The organism is Paenibacillus sp. GXUN7292 (assembly GCF_050864975.1).
GTDB lineage: Bacteria > Bacillota > Bacilli > Paenibacillales > Paenibacillaceae > Pristimantibacillus.
This window is the reverse complement of the sequence record NZ_JBOZWO010000024.1, coordinates 47,882-66,948: the sequence shown is the minus strand read 5'-3', so window position 1 is coordinate 66,948 and position 19,067 is coordinate 47,882. Positions and strand designations below refer to the sequence as shown.

16 protein-coding genes are annotated in these 19,067 nt (G+C 43.2%); 5 read left to right on the top strand and 11 right to left on the bottom strand.

Going from position 1 to position 19,067, the window contains the following annotated elements; translation table 11 throughout:
• Positions 1-34: 34 nt before the first annotated feature.
• Both tkt and zwf read right to left on the bottom strand, forming a co-directional pair.
• The gene (tkt, locus tag ACRRU2_RS18670) at positions 35-2,029 is read right to left on the bottom strand and encodes a transketolase (RefSeq protein WP_432503979.1); all 1,995 of its coding nucleotides are present in this window, start codon (positions 2,027-2,029) and stop codon (positions 35-37) included.
• Positions 2,007-3,554: a glucose-6-phosphate dehydrogenase gene (gene zwf / locus ACRRU2_RS18665; protein WP_432503977.1), complete on the bottom strand. Its 1,548-nt coding sequence runs from the start codon at positions 3,552-3,554 to the stop codon at positions 2,007-2,009. The genes tkt and zwf overlap by 23 nt, the downstream gene beginning before the upstream one ends.
• A 159-nt stretch (positions 3,555-3,713) precedes the next feature.
• On the opposite strand from zwf, the gene ACRRU2_RS18660 reads away from it, so the two are divergent.
• Positions 3,714-4,595, top strand: a complete 882-nt coding sequence (locus ACRRU2_RS18660; RefSeq protein WP_432504031.1) for a LysR family transcriptional regulator — start codon at positions 3,714-3,716, stop codon at positions 4,593-4,595.
• A 623-nt stretch (positions 4,596-5,218) separates the two neighbouring features.
• On the opposite strand, the gene ACRRU2_RS18655 is transcribed toward ACRRU2_RS18660, so the two are convergent.
• The 4 genes from ACRRU2_RS18655 to arcC all read right to left on the bottom strand — a co-directional run bounded on the left by ACRRU2_RS18655 (position 5,219) and on the right by arcC (position 9,125).
• Complete coding sequence (locus tag ACRRU2_RS18655) at positions 5,219-6,052, bottom strand: HEAT repeat domain-containing protein (RefSeq protein ID WP_331698120.1); 834 nt, start codon at positions 6,050-6,052, stop codon at positions 5,219-5,221.
• Between the two features lie 69 nt (positions 6,053-6,121).
• Entirely contained in the window at positions 6,122-6,787 is a 666-nt protein-coding gene (locus ACRRU2_RS18650; RefSeq protein WP_432503975.1) for a Crp/Fnr family transcriptional regulator, read from the bottom strand.
• A 283-nt stretch (positions 6,788-7,070) separates the two neighbouring features.
• Positions 7,071-7,823 (bottom strand): phosphoribosylformimino-5-aminoimidazole carboxamide ribotide isomerase, encoded by a 753-nt coding sequence (gene hisA, locus ACRRU2_RS18645; RefSeq protein ID WP_331698121.1) that lies wholly within the window; start codon positions 7,821-7,823, stop codon positions 7,071-7,073.
• A gap of 348 nt (positions 7,824-8,171) precedes the next feature.
• Positions 8,172-9,125, bottom strand: a complete 954-nt coding sequence (arcC, locus tag ACRRU2_RS18640) for a carbamate kinase (RefSeq protein WP_331698122.1) — start codon at positions 9,123-9,125, stop codon at positions 8,172-8,174.
• Positions 9,126-9,342: 217 nt separating this feature from the next.
• Between arcC and ACRRU2_RS18635 the strand changes: the two genes are divergently transcribed.
• From ACRRU2_RS18635 to ACRRU2_RS18620, 4 genes are read left to right on the top strand one after another with little or no spacing between them, the layout of a single operon-like run.
• Positions 9,343-10,881 (top strand): spore germination protein, encoded by a 1,539-nt coding sequence (locus ACRRU2_RS18635; protein ID WP_331698123.1) that lies wholly within the window; start codon positions 9,343-9,345, stop codon positions 10,879-10,881.
• 16 nt (positions 10,882-10,897) lie between these two features.
• A complete protein-coding gene (locus tag ACRRU2_RS18630; protein ID WP_432503972.1) occupies positions 10,898-12,094 on the top strand; it encodes a Ger(x)C family spore germination protein in 1,197 nt (398 codons plus the stop codon).
• 14 nt (positions 12,095-12,108) lie between these two features.
• Complete coding sequence (locus ACRRU2_RS18625) at positions 12,109-13,212, top strand: GerAB/ArcD/ProY family transporter (protein WP_432503970.1); 1,104 nt, start codon at positions 12,109-12,111, stop codon at positions 13,210-13,212.
• A 13-nt stretch (positions 13,213-13,225) separates the two neighbouring features.
• Complete coding sequence (locus ACRRU2_RS18620; protein WP_331698126.1) at positions 13,226-13,459, top strand: hypothetical protein; 234 nt, start codon at positions 13,226-13,228, stop codon at positions 13,457-13,459.
• On the opposite strand, the gene ACRRU2_RS18615 is transcribed toward ACRRU2_RS18620, so the two are convergent.
• The 5 genes from ACRRU2_RS18615 to ACRRU2_RS18595 all read right to left on the bottom strand — a co-directional run bounded on the left by ACRRU2_RS18615 (position 13,456) and on the right by ACRRU2_RS18595 (position 19,007).
• Positions 13,456-13,881 carry a DUF1801 domain-containing protein gene (locus ACRRU2_RS18615; RefSeq protein ID WP_432503968.1) on the bottom strand — a complete coding sequence of 142 codons (426 nt, stop codon included), beginning with the start codon at positions 13,879-13,881 and terminating at the stop codon, positions 13,456-13,458. The two genes, ACRRU2_RS18620 and ACRRU2_RS18615, sit on opposite strands and share 4 nt — an antisense overlap.
• Positions 13,882-14,048: 167 nt before the next feature.
• Positions 14,049-15,104: an NAD(P)/FAD-dependent oxidoreductase gene (locus ACRRU2_RS18610; RefSeq protein ID WP_432503965.1), complete on the bottom strand. Its 1,056-nt coding sequence runs from the start codon at positions 15,102-15,104 to the stop codon at positions 14,049-14,051.
• A 35-nt stretch (positions 15,105-15,139) separates the two neighbouring features.
• Positions 15,140-16,120 carry a FecCD family ABC transporter permease gene (locus ACRRU2_RS18605; RefSeq protein ID WP_432504029.1) on the bottom strand — a complete coding sequence of 327 codons (981 nt, stop codon included), beginning with the start codon at positions 16,118-16,120 and terminating at the stop codon, positions 15,140-15,142.
• Positions 16,121-16,173: 53 nt separating this feature from the next.
• Positions 16,174-17,229, bottom strand: a complete 1,056-nt coding sequence (locus ACRRU2_RS18600; RefSeq protein WP_432503963.1) for a FecCD family ABC transporter permease — start codon at positions 17,227-17,229, stop codon at positions 16,174-16,176.
• Positions 17,230-17,291: 62 nt separating this feature from the next.
• On the bottom strand, positions 17,292-19,007 hold the full coding sequence (locus tag ACRRU2_RS18595; RefSeq protein ID WP_432503961.1) for an ABC transporter ATP-binding protein: 1,716 nt from the start codon (positions 19,005-19,007) through the stop codon (positions 17,292-17,294).
• Between the last annotated feature and the right edge of the window lie 60 nt (positions 19,008-19,067).

Below are 19,067 nucleotides of genomic sequence, written 5' to 3'. Positions count from 1 at the left end.
TATAACCAGAAAACAGCAATAGGGCTACTAATTACTACTTCACTAACTCTTTTGCTAATTTTACTACATTTTCAGTTGAAAATCCAAAATAGTTAAGCACTTCAGCGCCTGGACCTGATGCTCCGAATGTATCGATACTAACTGCTTTGCCGCTAAAGCCAATGTAACGATCCCAGCCTGTTGAAATGCCTGCTTCAATGGAGATACGATTCGTAACTGCATTTGGCAGTACAGACTGCTTGTATTCGTTAGCTTGACGCTCAAAAAGCTCCATACTAGGCATAGCAACAACACGTACAGACACATTTTCTTTTTCAAGCTCAGCTTTTGCATTTACTGCAAGTGAAACCTCTGAGCCCGTCGCGATAAGAATTAATTCTGGCTTATCGTTTGTTTCGGACAATACATAAGCACCCTTTGACAATCCATCCATATTCGCCTTAGTCTCTTCTAGAACAGGAAGGTTCTGTCTGCTTAGCACCAATGCTACTGGACCTTCGCTTTGCTGCAAGGCGTAAGCCCAAGCTGTTGCTGTTTCATTCGCATCTGATGGGCGAATAACAGTAAGTCCAGGAATTGTGCGAAGAGCTGACAAATGCTCGACCGGCTCATGAGTCGGGCCATCCTCGCCTACTGCAATTGAATCATGTGTAAATACATAGACGACTGGCAATTTTTGAATGGCTGCCAAGCGGATGGATGGACGCAAGTAATCACTGAATACGAAGAATGTGCTTACGAAAGCTTTCACGCCGCCATGCAGAGCCATACCGTTGCCAGCAGCTCCCATTGCATGCTCGCGAACGCCAAAGTACACGTTGCGACCTGCGCCCGACTCAATAGCAAATTTTTGATCGCCTTTAATATCAGTCATTGTAGAGCCGGACAAATCCGCGCTTCCGCCAAAGATAGACGGCACAGCTTTAATGTAATGATTGATAGCTTCACCGCTCGCAACACGAGTCGAAATCGCTTTGGAGCTGTCAAAAGTAAGAATGTCGGAAGCATCGATAAGAACAGAACCGTCAATCGCTTGCTCAAGCTCGTTTGCTTGCTCCGGGTAGCTGGCTTTGTAAGCAGCCAGAAGCTCGTTCCATTGCCCTTCTTTAGCTGCACCTTGCTCTTTAAGTGCTGCGAAGTGAGCTTTCACTTCCTCAGGCACAGTAAATTCTTCCTCATAGTTCCAGCCGTATGCTTCTTTCGTAGCTTTAGCGCCTTCTTTGCCAAGCGGATTGCCGTGGGCCTTGCTCGTGCCTGCAACCGGGCTGCCATAGCCGATAATAGTGCGGATTTCGATTAGAGTCGGCTGCGAATCATTTTTCTTGGCAGCAGCAATTGCTTCAGTAATGCCCGCAACGTCATTGCCGTCCTCTACTCTCAAGTATTGCCAGTTTGCCGATTCCGCTCTCTTTTGTATATTTTCGCTAAAGGAAAGATTCAATTCGCCATCCAGAGAAATTTCATTCGAATCGTACAATACGATCAGCTTGCCAAGCTTCATATGACCTGCCATGGACATGGCTTCATACGCAACACCTTCCATGAGGCAGCCATCGCCAACAAGGGCATATGTGTAATGGTCAACAACTGGGAACTCTTGCTTGTTGAATTTGGCTGCTAGATGAGCTTCAGCCATAGCCATGCCAACAGCCATTGCAACACCTTGGCCTAGCGGGCCAGTTGTTGCTTCTACCCCGTCAGTATGACCAAACTCTGGGTGGCCTGGAGTTTTGCTGTTCAGCTTGCGGAATTGCTTCACATCATCCAAAGATACATCATAGCCTGCAAGGTGCAGCATGCTGTATAGAAGCGCAGATCCGTGACCAGCAGACAGCACGAAACGGTCGCGGTTAAACCATTTGGAGTGGCCAGGGTTATGATTCATCTGGTTAGCCCAAAGTGCATATGTCATTGGAGCTGCACCGATCGGCAAACCCGGATGACCAGAGTTGGCACTGTTAATAGCGTCAATAGACAATGTACGAATCGTGTCAATTGCTAATTGTTCAATAGTTTTGGTTGTAGACATATAAATCTCCTTCGTTCGTTTTATTATTTGATGCTGGTTTAGCATCAAACCACCATTTGAAGCCATCCTTCTCCAGCAATTGGTCAGCTGCAGACGGTCCATATGTTCCTGCTTCGTAGTAATGAAGCGGAACCTCATTGTTTTGGAATGCATCAAGCACAGGCTGTACCCATTCCCAGGAAAGCTCTACCTCATCCCAATGCGCAAAGAAGGTTGAATCACCGCGAAGCGCATCAAAAATAAGGTTTTCGTAGGCTTCTGGAATATCTGCTGGATCCTTATGATGATCGACATGAAGAGGAATAAATTCCCCTTTATATATAGAATCTCTTGAGCATAAATGCAGCCAAATGCCTTCGTTAGGGCTCATCTCAAATACTAATAGCTTAGACGCTTGACTAGGCCTTGAAGAGGATGCTGAAGATTGGCTTGGCGCAAATGCTGCAGGAGCTGCTTCCTTTAATTCAATAACGATTCGCGTGGACTTCTCTTTTAGTCTCTTGCCTGTACGGATATAAAACGGTATGCCGGACCAAAGCGGATGATTAATTTCCAGTCGGGCTGCAATAAATGTGTCATTATGAGAGCTTTCAGAAATACCTGGCTCATCTATGTAGCTTTTTACCGGCTCATTCTGTAAGACTCCCGCTCTGTATTGCCCGCGCACAATTTCACTTTGAATATGGCTTGCTTGCAATGTTCTCAGCGATTCCATAACGACATGCTTCGGCAGCTCGCCTGAATCTGGATCGCGATGTTTAGGAATATGTGAAGCGACCATCATGAGCAGCTGCAGCAAATGGTTTTGGAACATGTCCCGGATTGCCCCTGCTTTATCATAGTAGCCTGCGCGTTCCTCAACGCCGACTGTTTCATTGGCAACGATTTGCACATTAGCAATCTCGCGGTTTCTAAGCACGGCTTGCAGCTCAGGATTTACAGCTTGCAGCTCGCCTAGCTTTTGTACAATCGGTTTGCCAAGATAGTGATCAATGCGATAAATTTCTTTTTCCTCAAAGGAATGATTTAAATTTTCATTCAATTCCCTTGCAGATAGCAAATCATAACCAAACGGTTTTTCGATTACCAACCTCTTCCAACCTTTGGCTGTGCCAAGGCCGCTATTTCTAATATTGTTTGCGATCGGCTCGAAAAATTCCGGGCCTACCGACAAGTAATAGATTCGGTTTGGCGATATATTCAGCTCAGCTTCTCTTTGCTCGACAAGCTGCAGCAATGCTCTATAATCTTCCTCGCGGCCGATATCCAGCACTTGGAAGCGAAACTTAGCAAGAAACTGCTTCAGCTCATCTTCCCTTCCTGCTTGTTTTCTTGAAAAGCTGTGAACCGCTTGCTCAACATTTTTTTGAAACATGTCATCGGACCATTCACGCCTGCCCAGGCCAATCACAGAAAATGCTTCAGGAAGCTTTTTCTCAAGAAATAAGTTGAACAACGCAGGATATATTTTTCGTTTTGCCAAATCTCCTGTTGCGCCAAATAATATAAATGAGGCTGATTCCATCTCCACGACTCCTTCCTGAAATTTGTATCTATTTTCTGTAGTTATTTTGCTTGCTTGAATCAAAACAGCATGGTAGCTTCTTTCCCCTAACTACACTATAATACGAAATAGACCTATATAAGTAATTAATATATCGGACAGGAGATATAGATGGCGTCTATGACTAACAACTATGAGCTGTATAAAGTATTTTATTGGGCTGCAAAAACAGGCAGTCTCACTCAAGCCGCCAAAGTTCTATTCCTTACCCAGCCCAGCGTAAGCCATGCTATTAAGCAACTAGAGGAAAGCTTTGGCATTACCTTGTTTTACCGTACTCCCAAGGGAGTAACACTGACGCAGGAAGGCTCGATTTTATTTTCGTATATTGAACAATCGCAAATATTGATTACACTGGCCGAGGAAAAGATGCATGCGCTTAAACACCTGGAAAGCGGAGAATTGAGAGTCGGCGGCAGCGACTCCTTGTTTAAGCACTATTTGCTTCCTTATCTAGAAAGCTTCCACAGCAGCTATCCCGATGTGAAAATTCATCTGAACCATGGAACGACGCCAGAAGTCATCTCTTTTTTAAAGGAAGGTAAAATTGATTTGGGTGTCGTTCGGATGCCAATAGTTGATCCGCAGCTTGAAGTGCAAGAAAGCATTCAATTGCAGGATTGCTTCGTTGCTGGAGCCAAGTATGCTGATTTGAAGGGAAAAGTATTGTCAATGGAAATGCTGCTGCAGTATCCGATCATTCTTTTCTCGCGCAATAGCCGTGTTAGAATGAACATTACGGAGCTGTTTCAAAGCTATGGCTACAGTATAAAACCGGAATTCGAGGTCGGAAGCGTTGACCTGCTTATAGAGTTTGCTAAAAAAGGACTCGGCATTTCCTTTGTAACGAGGGAGTTTGTGTCCAGCGAGCTTGAGGAAAGGTCATTATTTGAAATTCAACTTGATGTGCAGCTGCCGCCCGCGCAAGTAGGCATTATGATTATGCGGAATATGCCGCTGTCTATAACAGCAAAGCACTTTGTCGAAATGGTTAATCAATAGTACAAGCCAAGGAGCTGATCAGGCTCCTTGGCTTGTTTTTCTGCGAAATAGCGTATTTTGTGAGACTGTCGATTAATTGTGGATAGTTGCAACAAGCAATAGAAAAGGCTGCCTCTGCGATTAAGATTAGGATTCCTGGGCTTGGGTTCATGTAAAGCTTGCTAAATGAGCATGCAATTGCGGAAGCTAAGTACATTTCATGCATCTAGTTTCTCATTTTTACCGATATAAACGATTCTACATGTATTTCATGCATCTAGTTTCATTGAAATACTCTATATTTTGCGAAACGCGCCAAACTAGATGTCGTTTCGTTTTTCCCCTTAGAATTACAAAAAAGCAAAATTTCTTAAAACTAAGTACAGGAAATGCAGTTAGCTTTGGCATGTGAATGCTCATTCCACAAAAACAGAATTTATCACCCCAAAGTATATAACAAATCAGCGCGGAGGTGTCGTCTTCTACATCATACGCAAATTAGTTTACATAATAAATATGATGTAAACTAATTTCATTCACCATATCTCATCCCACTCAAAGCATATCTCTTAGCATCCATACAAACTAAACTTACTTAATGACGTTAATTACTATGAGAATCGCTCGATCTTTATCTTTCGTTTCTATTTCAAGCTGCGTAATGCACGCTTTACAATTCGATTCGTTTCCTTCGTATTCGAGCTTTCTGTCCACCTCGCACAAACTTGTTTTACCCATTCAGGATTTGATTTGCTTGCATCGTTTAGCCAATTCGACACCGAATCTTGCACATACTTGGCAGAATCGGATTTGACAATCTCCAGCAGTGGCAAACCCATTTCAGGACGTTCCTTTAATCTCGTTATATGTTTAGCCCATACTCCATTGGGCCGAATAGCTTCTATCGCAAATCTTCTAATTTTCTCATCATGATCCACTAGCCAGTCCTTTAATATGAAAAGTGATACTTCCAGCTCATTAATAATCGCTTCCCTCACAGCCATCCACGCTATTTCTCGCACGCCGAAATGTTCATCGCCAGCAAAAGGGCGAATAAGCGGCAGCTTCTGAGCAATAGTCAGCTCAGGATTAAGGCCAATAATATATGCAGCCCAGCATCTGACACTATCTGAAGGATGTGATGACAGCTTCTGAAAAACAGCCTTTCCCTCTACTTCCCCTATTTCTCCTAAAATAAGTCTCCAGCCATTTGCAATAGCAGGTATTACTTTCATAATCTTCTTTTCCTTTAATCGTTCCTGCATGAATTTATTATGAAAATGCTGCAGCTCGAATTGAGCCAACACCTGCTTTAGCAACAGCGAGTGATCAACCGCAAGCCATTCCGTCAAATTAACAGTTGCGATAACCCCTGCTTGCAAATGTTCTAATACATACTGCGGAATATCCCCTGCTTTGCTTGCCCCCTTGCGCTGCAATATTGCTGCTGATATTTCCAAACCATTTGAACTATCCATTCCGATCGCTCCATTTATAACTTTTTCATAATTGTATAATGCAGCATGCTAAAAAAGCTGTAATGTATATTACAGCTTGCTATGATGTATGTAGATCGTGCGAAAGCCCGTTTTGATCATGTGATTATGCGCAAGCTCCTGCAGCGCCATTGTCACTGCTTCACGCGAAGCCCCTACTAAACCGGCAAGCTCTTGATGCGATATAGGCAAATCAATTTTCATGTACGCTCCTTCTCGCATATGACCGAACTGATGTGCAAGTTTAATGAGAGCTTGAATAATCCGTTCAGATAAATTTTCAAGCGCCAAATGCTGCGCAAGCAAGCTCATTTGCCCGACACGCTTACTTAGCAGTCCTATCATATTCATCATTAAGCGAGGATGTTCGAGCATAAACGCTTCAAAGCGAATTTGATCTATCGTGCAAATATGACTTTCTTCAATTGCTTCAATATATAGATTTCGTGTCCCTAGCGATACCTGATTCAATTCTCCGAAAACGTTTCCTTCCGATAAAAGATCAAGCGTAAACATTTTCCCTTCGGCATTAAGCTGATACAAACGCACTTTTCCTTTTTTCACGTAAAATAACTTCTCAACGAACGTATCGGGCGTTTGAATGAACGTATTTTTGGGATACAGCGTAATTTGTGTCAGCTCATCCATTTCTTTTAAATCTTCATTGGACAGGGCTTTCAGCAGATTGATTTCAGATAAAGTAAATAGTTTATCCATCGTTCACCTTTGTCATAAATTTGATTTTTTCATTATATCACACGTAGTAGAAACTCCATATGTAAATAGAGGTCGGAACACATTTTGTTTACATAATAAATATTACGTAACTAAATCACATGGTTAACTGCATTAACCACTTCCGAAAACTAATTAGCACTCAGCACTTAGCGCTCTGTGCCCAGCTATCTCACGATATATTTAATGACATCAACTTATACCTTTATTCACTCAAAAAAAACATACTCAACTGCGAGTATGTCCTCTTAAATTCACCGTTATATTATAGGTTTTTACAATACTGCACCACTTCTTCATAGGATTGCTTGCCGCCAAAAATATCCAAAGCACTGCCCACTGTAATATCCAGCCTGCCTTGAGAGATAGTATGAAATAGCTCCAAATCTGCAATCGATCTTGCTCCCCCAGCATAAGTGGTTGGGATTGTCGTCCAATTCGCCAAGTCGCGCACCAAGCTTTGCTGTATACCGCTTTGCTTGCCCTCTACGTCAACAGCGTGAATGAGAAACTCATCGCAATACTGCTCCAAATAGGCTATATTTTCTTGATTAACCTCAAAATCGCTGAATTGCTTCCACTGATTTGTGACTACGTACCATTTACCGTCCTTTTCCTTGCAGCTTAGATCGATAACAAGCCGCTCCTTGCCTACTAAAGCGACGATATCCATTAAGTTTTGTTTATGCAGCTTCCCATCTCGAAAAATAAATGAGGTTACGATAATATGCGTAGCTCCAGCCTCCAAATATTGCAATGCGTTATCGCAAGTAATGCCTCCGCCTATTTGCAGCCCCTTCGGATAAGCACGAAGCGCTTCAAGCGCTGCTTCCTCATTGTTAGGTCCCAGCATAATGACATGACCGCCAGTCAGCTGATCTCGCTGGAACATTTGTGCAAAATAAGTTGAGCTGTGCGCAGATACAAAGTTTTCCGTAACACTGCCAGAATTAAGTGTCTCCCCTACTATTTGCTTTACCTTCCCTGCATGCAAATCGATACATGGTCTGAATTTCAAAGTCATTCCTCAATTCTTTAATTAATTAATGTAATTAATTTTATATTTAATGACGTTAATAATATTATGCGACTATCAAAACGTCTGATTAGCTAGCATTAATTTTGCAACAACTAAAATGACACAATGACATCCATTTAATTGAGTTTGCATAATAAATAATATGTATACTAAATGCGATTCTAACTCACTACTCACATATTTTACTATATAACGATAGCAGAAGAAACCTTCTTCGATGAAAAATAAGAACAGATATGAGGTCAAAATAACTTGTACTTTCTTATATTTAAAAAAACTGTCCCGCTTTTTCACAAAAGACGTGGACAGCTAAACGATATACATGCTTTACTGTTTTACGATATGAGTGCCGGCATTATGATGAATTGCAGCTCTTAAGTTTTCCGGGTTCGTTATAATGACATTTTGGCCGTTATGATGAAGAAATTTCAAGCTTGCCTCTACCTTAGGCAGCATGCTTCCCGCCGGAAAATGTCTTTCCTTCATATATTGCTCCAGCTGCTCCATCGATATTTCATCCAGCTCTTGCTGATCAGGCTTGCCGAAGTTAATACAAACCTTTGGTACACCTGTCGTTATAATTAAAGAGTCAGCTTGCAGCTGATCCGCGAGCAGGCTGGTCGCAAAGTCTTTATCTATAACAGCGTCAATACCTTCATACGTGCTGTCCTCCCGCTTTACTACCGGAATGCCCCCTCCGCCAACTGCAACGACTACAAATCCCGCATCAATCATCGCTTTAATTGCATCCTTCTCAACAATATCAATCGGCTTTGGCGAAGGCACTACTCTGCGGTAGCCTCTTCCCGAATCCTCTACCAAAACCCATTCAGGATGCTCCTGACGCATAGAGTCTGCCATCTCTTCAGTAAAGAATGCACCGACAGGCTTCGTTGGATTATGAAAGTTGGGATCATCTTTATTAACTTCCACCTGTGTAATAATAGTAACTACTTTTTTATTCAGGCCGCGTTTAATAAATTCATTCGTTAGCGCCTGCTGAATCATATAGCCGATTCCGCCTTGAGTATCAGCCACACAATTGACTAGAGGTACACTCGACATCCCCTGCTCCTTATGGGCAATCTCGCTTCTTCTCATCGCAAAGCCTACCTGCGGGCCGTTGCCATGCGTTACGACTACTTCGCATCCATCCTGTACCATATCTGCAATGTTGGCAGTAATTGAACAGACAGCTTCGTATTGATCTTGCACAGAATCATATCCATTATCCTTTACAAGCGCATTGCCGCCAATTGCAACCACAACTAAATTCCCCACATCGATCCTCCTGAACACACAATCATTTACAATACTTGACACACTTGATCTAGGATACCATTTTGCTGAGAAATAAGAAAGCATAAAAAAAGGCAAAAGAGCATCCTTTTTCGCCTTTTCCTTGAACAAGTTTATCACTTTTAAAGAAAGGTCATAATGAGCACTATGAGCACAATTTGTAAAACAGCAAACTCGAAACGACGGACAGGTGAACAGCATGACGAACAAACCTAAAAACGGTACTGCATTGCAAGAAGGCATTCATAATCAAATTGAACAAATTATGGGCATATTCGGACATAGCTCGGACTTATCGTTGCGAAAAATTAAAATAAAAAACGGCAAGCAACAGCCAGTAGAAGCAGCTATGATCTATTTTGAAGGCATGATTGACTCGCAAGCTGTTCAAAATTGCATGAGCAGTCTTTTACTTGTCGATTTGCAGCAAGCCTCTCCTGAACATGCTTCAGTATCGGTTAAAGAGCAGCTTTTCTATTTACAGCGCGAGGCGCTCGTCGTGAATCAGCTTTTTATAGCGCAGGACCTCTCATCCATCACAGCCTATATGCTTTGCGGAGAAGTTATATTTTTACTGGAAGGCTCTGCAGAAGCTATAGCACTAAACGTGAATGACCAGCAGCAGCGCGGAATTAGCGAACCGTCTACTGAAACCATTATAAGAGGCCCAAGGGAAGGCTTTATTGAAAATATTCGTACCAATACGGTGCTGCTGAGACAAAGAATGAAGAGTGAAAAGCTGTGGATTGAACAGAGAACGATTGGAACGATTACAAAAACAAGTATTGAAATTTTATACCTTAAAGGTATAGCTGAAGAGTCAATAGTAGCGGAAGTAAGAAAACGGCTGGATAAAATTGAAACGGATGGGATTTTGGAAAGCAGCTATATTGAGGAATTTATACAAGATGAAACCTACACCCCCTTTCCTACTGTGTTCAATACAGAGAGGCCTGATGTCGTTGTAGCAGAGCTGCTGGAAGGGCGCGTTGCCATACTAGTAGACGGCACCCCGTTCGCTCTTGTCGTGCCCGCTACCTTTGTGCATTATTTTCAAGCAGCCGAGGATTATTACCACCGTGCAGATATAAGCACGTTAATTAGAATTTTGCGATTTGCCACCTTTTTTATCGCATTGCTTGGGCCATCTGTCTATATCGCCATTACAACGTTTCATCATGAGATGATTCCTACCCCCTTGCTCTTAAGCTTAAGCGCGCAGCGCGAAGGTGTTCCCTTCCCTGCTTTTATAGAAGCTGCGCTTATGGAAATCGCCTTTGAAATTTTACGAGAGGCAGGCATAAGAATGCCACGGGCAGTTGGCCAAGCGGTATCCATCGTAGGCACGCTTGTTATAGGCACTGCCGCTGTTGACGCAGGCATCGTCTCCGCTGCAATGGTAATCGTCGTGTCCATTACAGCGATATCAAGTTTTGTCTTTCCTGCACCAGAAATGTCTTCTACCATTCGCATGATCCGTTTTCCAATGATGATATTAGCCGCTACATTCGGACTTTTCGGCATCATTATCGGCATTGTCATTATTGTGTTTCATATCACCAGCCTGCGCTCCTTCGGCCAGCCTTATTTGGCTCCGCTTGGCCCGATTGTCATTTCTGATCTGAAGGATACGTTAATAAGAGTGCCTAACTGGTTTATGAAGAGCAGGCCAGCTATGCTGAACAAGAAAAATAAAACCCGCCAAAAAACAAGGAAAACATTAAAAAATACAAAATGATCGGAGATGCTTCAGCATGAAAAAAACACTACTTGTCATCTCCTTGCTGCTCGTTATAATGTTGCAAACTGGTTGCTGGAGCAGAACCGAGCTTAACGAGCTTGCTATTGCTGTAGGGCTAGGCATTGATAAAGTAGGCGAGCAATATGAGCTTACCGTGCAAATTGTAGATCCCTCTCAAGTATCATCTCAAGGATCAAGCAAAGGCTTCACGCCCGTAGTTTTGTATTCCAGCAAAGGCAACTCATTGCCTGAAGCTGTCGGACGTCTGGCTACTGAGGTACCTCGAAAAATTTATTTCGCCCATTTGTGGATCGTTGTTTTATCTGAAGAAGTGGCTAAAAAGGAAGGTATCGGCTATATACTCGATTACTTATCCCGAGCTCATGAATTTCGCAATGATTTTTATTTTGGCATATCCCGCGAGTCGACAGCCAAGCAGCTATTAGGTATTTTAAGCGCGCTTGAACGGATTCCCGCTAATAAAATGTTTCAATCGCTCTCGATCGCGCAAAGGGATTGGTCCCCCGTCTCAGCGATGCATTTGGATGAAATGCTTGATGAAATGATGCTGGATGGCAAAAACCTTGTCCTTAACGGCTTTAGGATTGAAGGCGATATTAATAAAGGCTCTTCTATTAAAAATTTGGAAAGCACCACTAATCGAACGAAAATAAAGCTGAGCAGTCTTGGTGCTTTCAAAGGAGATAAATTGGTCGGCTGGTTGAACGAATCGGAAAGCAGAGGCTATACGAACATTACTAATAAACTGAAAAGAACCGTCCTGGTCGTTGCTTGCGAGGGAGATGGTACGGTTTCCTTTGACGTGATCCGCTCCAAGACGAAGATTGAGCTGCTGAATGATCGCGGAGGAAAACTAGCCTTTAAAGTATCCATGCTGACGGAAGCTGACATCGCGAGCGCTGAATGTACGATAGATTTAAATGATCAGAACGTGCTGAATGATCTGGAAACGTTAGGGGCTAATCAAATAAAGGAGCACAGCAGTTCCGCCATCAAAAAAGCTAAGAAGCTCGGAACAGATATATTTGGATTCGGAGAAGTGGTACGCCGATCCAGGCCAGCCTATTGGCAAACGATCAAACATGATTGGTACGACATCTTCCCAACTATTCAAGTCGAAATAACGCCTGTGCTCAAAATTAGAAGGCTGGGCGCAATTGGCGAATCTACGCTTAACGATATTAAATAGTAAGGCGGCTATCCATGACTAAATTTCAAATTAGCAACCGGCAGCTTATTATAATGGCTACGATTATTACAATTGGCGATTCTATGCTTGTGCTTCCCTTTGTATCCGCATCTGCAAGCACGCAGGATGCCTGGATTTCCTTTCTGCTTGGCACAGCAATTGGTATGAGCATTATAACGTTTGTCACTTTTATAGCCAAGTTGTTTCCTAACTTGACGCTGGTCCAATATAACGAGAAGGTGTTCGGCCGTTGGATCGCCATGCCTCTCTCCCTTTTCTATTTGTTCTATATTTTTTTAAACACATCTGCTCATATACGAGAAATAGCCGATTTTTTAACAACGCAAATTATGCCGGATACGCCGATCCATGCCATTATCTTTTTGACATTGCTCGCTACCATTTACGGCGCGAGACATGGCATTGAGGTCATTGCACGCACGAGCGAGGTGTTTTTTCCATGGCTTATATTGTTTATGGTGATCATTATTTTACTTTTGGTAAAGGAAGTTAAAATGGAACATATCCTGCCCATAATGGAAACGGGAATAAAGCCGATACTAAGAGGATCAATCCCTTCAGCGGCATTCCCTTTTATGGAGCTTTCTTTATTTTTTATGATCTTTCCTTTAGTAAAAGATAAATCTAAAATTACAAAAAACATGCTGCTTGGCGCTGCGATAGGCGGGATACTAATTTTCTGCATGGTCATTCTTTCTATTTTGGTGCTTGGGCCATATATTACTGTCACGCATATATATCCAAGCTATGCTTTGGCTAAAAAAATAGATGTTGGCGGTTTTTTGCAGCGCATCGAGGCTACTTTGGCTATATTATGGATCATGACCATTTTTCTTAAAATCTCAGTTTGTCTTTACGCTTTCACAACTGGCATTGCTCAGCTTATAAAAATAAAAAATGAAAAAATACTGTTTATGCCCTTTGGCATGATCTTGTACTTTTTATCGATTATTCTGGCACCTAATATCGCATATTTCAACCGATTTATTTCGCAATACTGGTCGCTGCTTGATTTTACATTTGCGTTTGTGGTACCTCTGCTCTTATTGACCGCCTTCACCGCACGAAAATGGTTTGGAAGCGGAAATCTGAAATAGAAAGGAAATGTACATGCTCACTGTCCTTTTTATCGTTCTCGCAAGCACGCTTATCGTTGTTATCGAAGTTCCAACGCTCAAAAGAGAAAAAAACAGAAAAGACATAGTCGTCTTCTCTGTTTTAATGCTAGCAGGCATTGTATTTGGCGTTTGCTGGGGGCTAGGCGTCGTCTTTCCTTCCCCCTTTCAACTGCTGACCGTTATTTATAAGCCGCCTTATGACTTATTAATGCAACTGCTCGGTTAGTTTTGAACAGGATATGTTTTCTGCAAAAATGTGATGGATTGAACAATTAGCTTTTTAAGAACCTTAACATCAATGTCAGCTAATTTATTAATGTATATACATGCTTTCCCAGCTGTATGCTTGCCAAATTGCTGCAATAACTCGTCTCGCTCGGTATCCCCTGTTGCAAAATACAAACTAGTTTTTGCTTTGCGCGGAGAAAAGCCGACTAGGGGAGCATCTCCTTCATGACCTGTTGGATATTTATAATGGTAGCTGCCAAAGCCTATTATGCTCGGCCCCCACATTGTCGGCTCATAGCCTGACGCCTCAGTAAAAATATCAAGCAGCCGATACGCATCCTCTTTTTTCTTCTCGCTCTCAACCTGTTCTATAAACTCAATGACACTATGATCCGTCGGCTTCGTCTTTTGCTCGTACATATTCGCATACCCCTCCACGTTAGATTAGCTGCCATATAAAGGGAAACATTGCGATCAAGTTTGGGATTCCCTTTTCTACTGCTTATCAATGTCCGCAATTAATCGGCACTCTCATTATAGCAACTAATCAGAAGCGGGAACAACTAGCCAACAATAGCTTGCAGTTATTAAGCGTTTTTATATAAATGCTTCATCAATTCCTTGTTTTTCTTTTGGAACAGCTCATTATGCGATGAAACCATTCCCCATGCTCTAGCATCCGGTGCAATATAAAGCTTGGCTTTGTTTATCGCATTAGCTGCATCCTGGAAAGCGCCGGCTATAAGGTGCAGCTTCCCATCATGATGTAAAATATCGCCTGCGGCAAAAATGCCCGGTACTGAAGATTCGCTTAATACACTGCCGTTCACCCAATAATCGTCCTTCAGCTCAATTTTAAGCACGCTTTCCTTTAATAAGGCCATATCTCTTTCATAACCATGATTAATAATGACGTCATCGACCTCAAGCTCAATGACGCTCTCGTCTTCATTTTTGCGCAGCAGCACCTTTTGGATCGCGCTATGGTCGTTGTCAGCAATCAATGTTTCAATCGTTGTATTCAGCAGCAGCTTTGTTGAGCCGTTTTGCAGCTTCGTCACCTCTGCTTCATGACCTTTAAGCATATCGCTGCGATAAGTCAAATATACTTGTTTGGCAATGGGCTCAAGCTCATTGGCCCAATCGATCGCCGCATTGCCTCCGCCGGAGATAAGAACTGTTTTATTTTTGAATCTGGCCAATGATTTCACTGTATAGTGCAGATTGGAAACTTCAAAGCGCTCTGCGCCTTCAATATTCAATTTTGTCGGCTTCAATATGCCTCCTCCAACCGCAATAATAATCGTCCGGGAATAATGCTCTTGTCCGGAAGCGGTATGCAGCGTAAAAATACCTGTTTCATCCTGGGATAAAGATACGACCTTCTCGCCAAGAACAATTTCCGGGTTGAAGGTTCTCGCTTGCGCTTCCAGCTGTTCAATTAATTTTGCGCCGGTTGTAGGCATGAGACCGCCGACATCCCAAATCATTTTTTCGGGATATACATGCACCTTGCCGCCAAGATAGGGCTGGAATTCAATTATTTTTACCGACATCTCTCTCAATCCGCCATAAAAAGCTGCAAACAGACCCGCTGGCCCTCCACCAATTATCGTTACATCCAAAATATGTTTGCTCTCCATTTCTATCCATCCCTTCATTTTCTGTTTTATTTCAACTACGATCTGGATTTTGCTAGTAAGTATAAGAAGTATGGTGCGCCAATTACAGCGACAACAATTCCTGTAGGTATTTCTGAAGGCTGCAGAATGACTCTTCCGATCGTATCTGCTGCCACTACGAGCAAGCTGCCGGCAAGCGCTGCGGTTGGCAGCAAAATCTGATGCCGCGGACCGACAAGCCGCCGCGCCAGATGGGGAGCAATCAATCCTACAAAGCCGATTCCGCCGCTAATTGCCACCGATGAGCCCGCTAATCCAACAGCAACGGCCAACAGCCCTATCCGCTCCTTCTCTATCGAAGCGCCAAGACTGGCAGCAGTGTGTTCGCCAAGGCTTAACACATTCATTATGCGCGCCTTGTACCAGGCTAGAGGAATTAATACAACGATCCATGGCAGTAATGCAAGTACAAATTTCCAGTTGGAGCCCCATATGCTTCCGGCTAGCCAAGTAGCAATAAACTGATACTGATCGGGATCTAGCTTTAATGTTAGGACGATCATCGCAGCGCTTATTCCCGCTGCAACGGCTATCCCTGTCAACAGCAGCCTTGTAGGCGATATGCCTTCATTTTTTTTATAGGAAAGCACATATATAAGCAAAGCGGTCAGCCCCGCGCCAATTAGCGCAAGAAAAGGAATTGCAAATATGGAGCCAAATGAATTGGTCGGAAAAAACGAAACGAACAACATTAATGCAAACCCGGCGCCTGCGTTTATTCCAAGAATCCCGGGATCAGCAAGCGCGTTGCGCGAAATCCCCTGCAAAATACAGCCGGATACTGCAAGCCCTGCTCCAATCAACAAGGAAATGACGATCCTTGGCAACCGGAATTGAAATAAGATCAAGGATTGCTTTTCATTCCCGTATCCAAACAATGTTTTAAATACTTCAAGCGGTCCAAGCCGGATATATCCGGAATTGATACTAACAATAATGCTTAGAACTATGAGTACAGCTAAAATCATAATGATCATTACGCCGTGTCTCATTTTCTTTTGTTCATGGCTTAAAGGTGTTGCTGCCGGCATTAGAGCTCTCTCCTCTCTTTTCTAGCTAAAAATAGAAAGAAAGGAACTCCGATTAGAGCAATTAAAGCGCCGATGGGCGTTTCATATGGCGGATTAATTGTTCTGGCTATTACATCTGCCCATATAACCAGCAAGCCACCTAGTATCGCTGAGCACGGAATAATCCAGCGATAATCAACGCCGACCAGATAACGGGTAACATGCGGTATAATCAAGCCGACAAAGCCGACTGCACCGACGATTGATACAGCAGAGCCCGCCAAAACAAGTACGGCGAGCATGCTTGCTACTTTGACAACAAAGGTGCGCTGTCCTAATCCTGCAGCAATTTCCTCGCCTAAACTCAACAGCGAAATGGAACGCGATAAAACGATTGCCAGGAGAAAAGCCCCCAGCACCCAAGGGAAAATAACTTTAATTTGCAGCCATTTGGTGCTTGCAACACCTCCTGCATACCAGAACGCAATATCCTGGCCGACATGGAAATGCAAAGCGATCCCTTCGCTGATCGCAACGAGCAAGGCACTGACCGCTGCGCCTGCCAGCACAAGCCGCAACGGCGTTAAGCCCCGTCTATTGAGCGAGCCGATTCCAAATACGAGCCCCGCTCCAATCGCTGCGCCTAGAAAAGCAAATATAATCAGCTTCATAAACGGCATGCCGGGAAAAAAGGCAAAGCATACAGCAATCATAAAATTTGCGCCTGCATTGATGCCGAGCAGTCCGGAGTCTGCAAGCGGATTGCGCGTCAAGCCCTGCATAATAGCTCCGGACACTGCGAAGCAAAGCCCAACCATCATGCCTGCAATAGCTCTTGGAATCCGCAATTCGCGAATAATATGATGATCTGTAATTTGATCATTGAAGTGGAAAATCGCCCGCACGATATCATTCCATTTAATCGATGTAGCCCCAATAGAAATGGACAATGCTAGACTAAGCAGCAAAGCAATTGATCCTCCAATTATTATGACAGTCGCAACGATGGGCCTGGAAGAATAGTTACGGTCTGCGGCTGATCGCCTGGTGGACATTTGTGCGTTATTGGTTGCCATTGTTCAATCTATTTACTCCTTCCAATTGCCAGTGCGAGTGTACTCGTATATATTGGCCAAACTTAAACAGCAAATTGCGCTTTATGCAGCCGGCTGTAGATGCCTTCATCTTTTATCAATTCATCGTGGCTGCCTTGCTCTGCTATGCCCTGCTCGGCAACAACAACAATCCTGTCTGCATTTTTAATCGTTGCTAATCGATGTGCGATAACAAGCGTTGTCCTTCCTTCCGCAAGCTCTTGCAGCGCCGACTGAATCGCCTGCTCCGTTTCTGTATCCAAGGCAGAGGTTGCCTCATCCAAAATCAATATTTGCGGATTTTTCAAAAACATTCTCGCGATCGATAATCTTTGCTTCTGACCGCCGGAAAGCTTTACACCGCGCTCGCCGATTACGGTATCAAGCCCTTGCGGCTGTGATAACAGCATTTCCTCAAGCTGCGCGCGTCTGGCAGCCTCCCATATTTCTTCTTCTGTCGCATTCAGCTTTCCATATGCAATATTGTCTCGGATCGTTCCGTCAAACAAAAATACATCCTGCTGAACAATGCCGATATGAGAACGCAGCGATTCCAAAGTCATGTCGCGAATATTAACGCCGTCTATTTTGATTGCACCCGAATCAACGTCGTAAAAGCGCGGCAGCAGCGAGCAAAGTGTCGATTTCCCGGCTCCGGACGGCCCTACCAGAGCGACGGTTTCACCCGCTTTAACGGAAAGATTAACGTCTACCAATACAGGTTTCTTATTTTCGTACTTGAAGGTGACATGCTCAAATTGCAGATGTCCTACTACCTGATTAAGCGGCTTGGCATTTGGCGAATCGTTTACATCCGGTTCCGTCTCCAGCAATTCCAAATATCTGCGGAAGCCGGCCACTCCTTTCGGGTACGTTTCGATGACGGAATTGATTTGCTTGATTGGACCAAGAAACACATTGGACAGCATAACAAACGCGATAAATTGCCCGTAGCTCATTTGATTATCTATGACAAACCATGTGCCGCACAGCAATACAAATATCGTTACAAATTTCATAAGAATAAAGCTGAGTGACGAGTTCCAAGCCATTATTTTATATGTGATAAGCTTAGTCATTCTAAAACGATTGTTGTTTTCAGCAAATTTTTTAATTTCAAAATTTTCGTTTGAGAAAGCTTGCACGACGCGAATACCGCTTATGTTATTTTCCACTCGAGCGTTGTAATCAGCCACGTCGGAGAACATTTTACTGAATGCTTTGGACATCTTTTTACTGAAATAAAGCGATAAATAAATAATTAATGGAATGATAATAAATGTAAGCACTGCCAGCTTCCAGTTAATGCTGAGCATAATGCCGAAAGCGCCAAGCAAGGTCATGATCGCGATAAACAGATCCTCTGGCCCATGATGCGCGATTTCACCGATATCCATCAAGTCATTGGTCATTCTCGAAACAAGATGCCCTGTTTTGTTGTTATCAAAAAAACGAAATGAAAGCTTCTGAACGCGATCGAACAGCTTTTTTCTCATATCCGTTTCAATATTGATGCCCAGCTTATGCCCATGATAAGTAACTACATAATGCAGGACTGAACTAACGAGATAGATCGCGAGAAGCCCAAGACAGGCATATAGAATGACCCGCCAATTTTGGCTTGGCAATAAGTCATCGACGACATAGTTGACTGCAACGGGGAAAATAAGATCAAACAAAGCAGCCAGAATCGCACAGCCAAAATCTAATATAAACAGACCGCGATAAGGCCTGTAATAAGCCATGAAGCGACGAAGCATATTCAACCTCCTAGATTAGTATAAGCGATGCGATTGATATTCATTATCAATAACATTCTG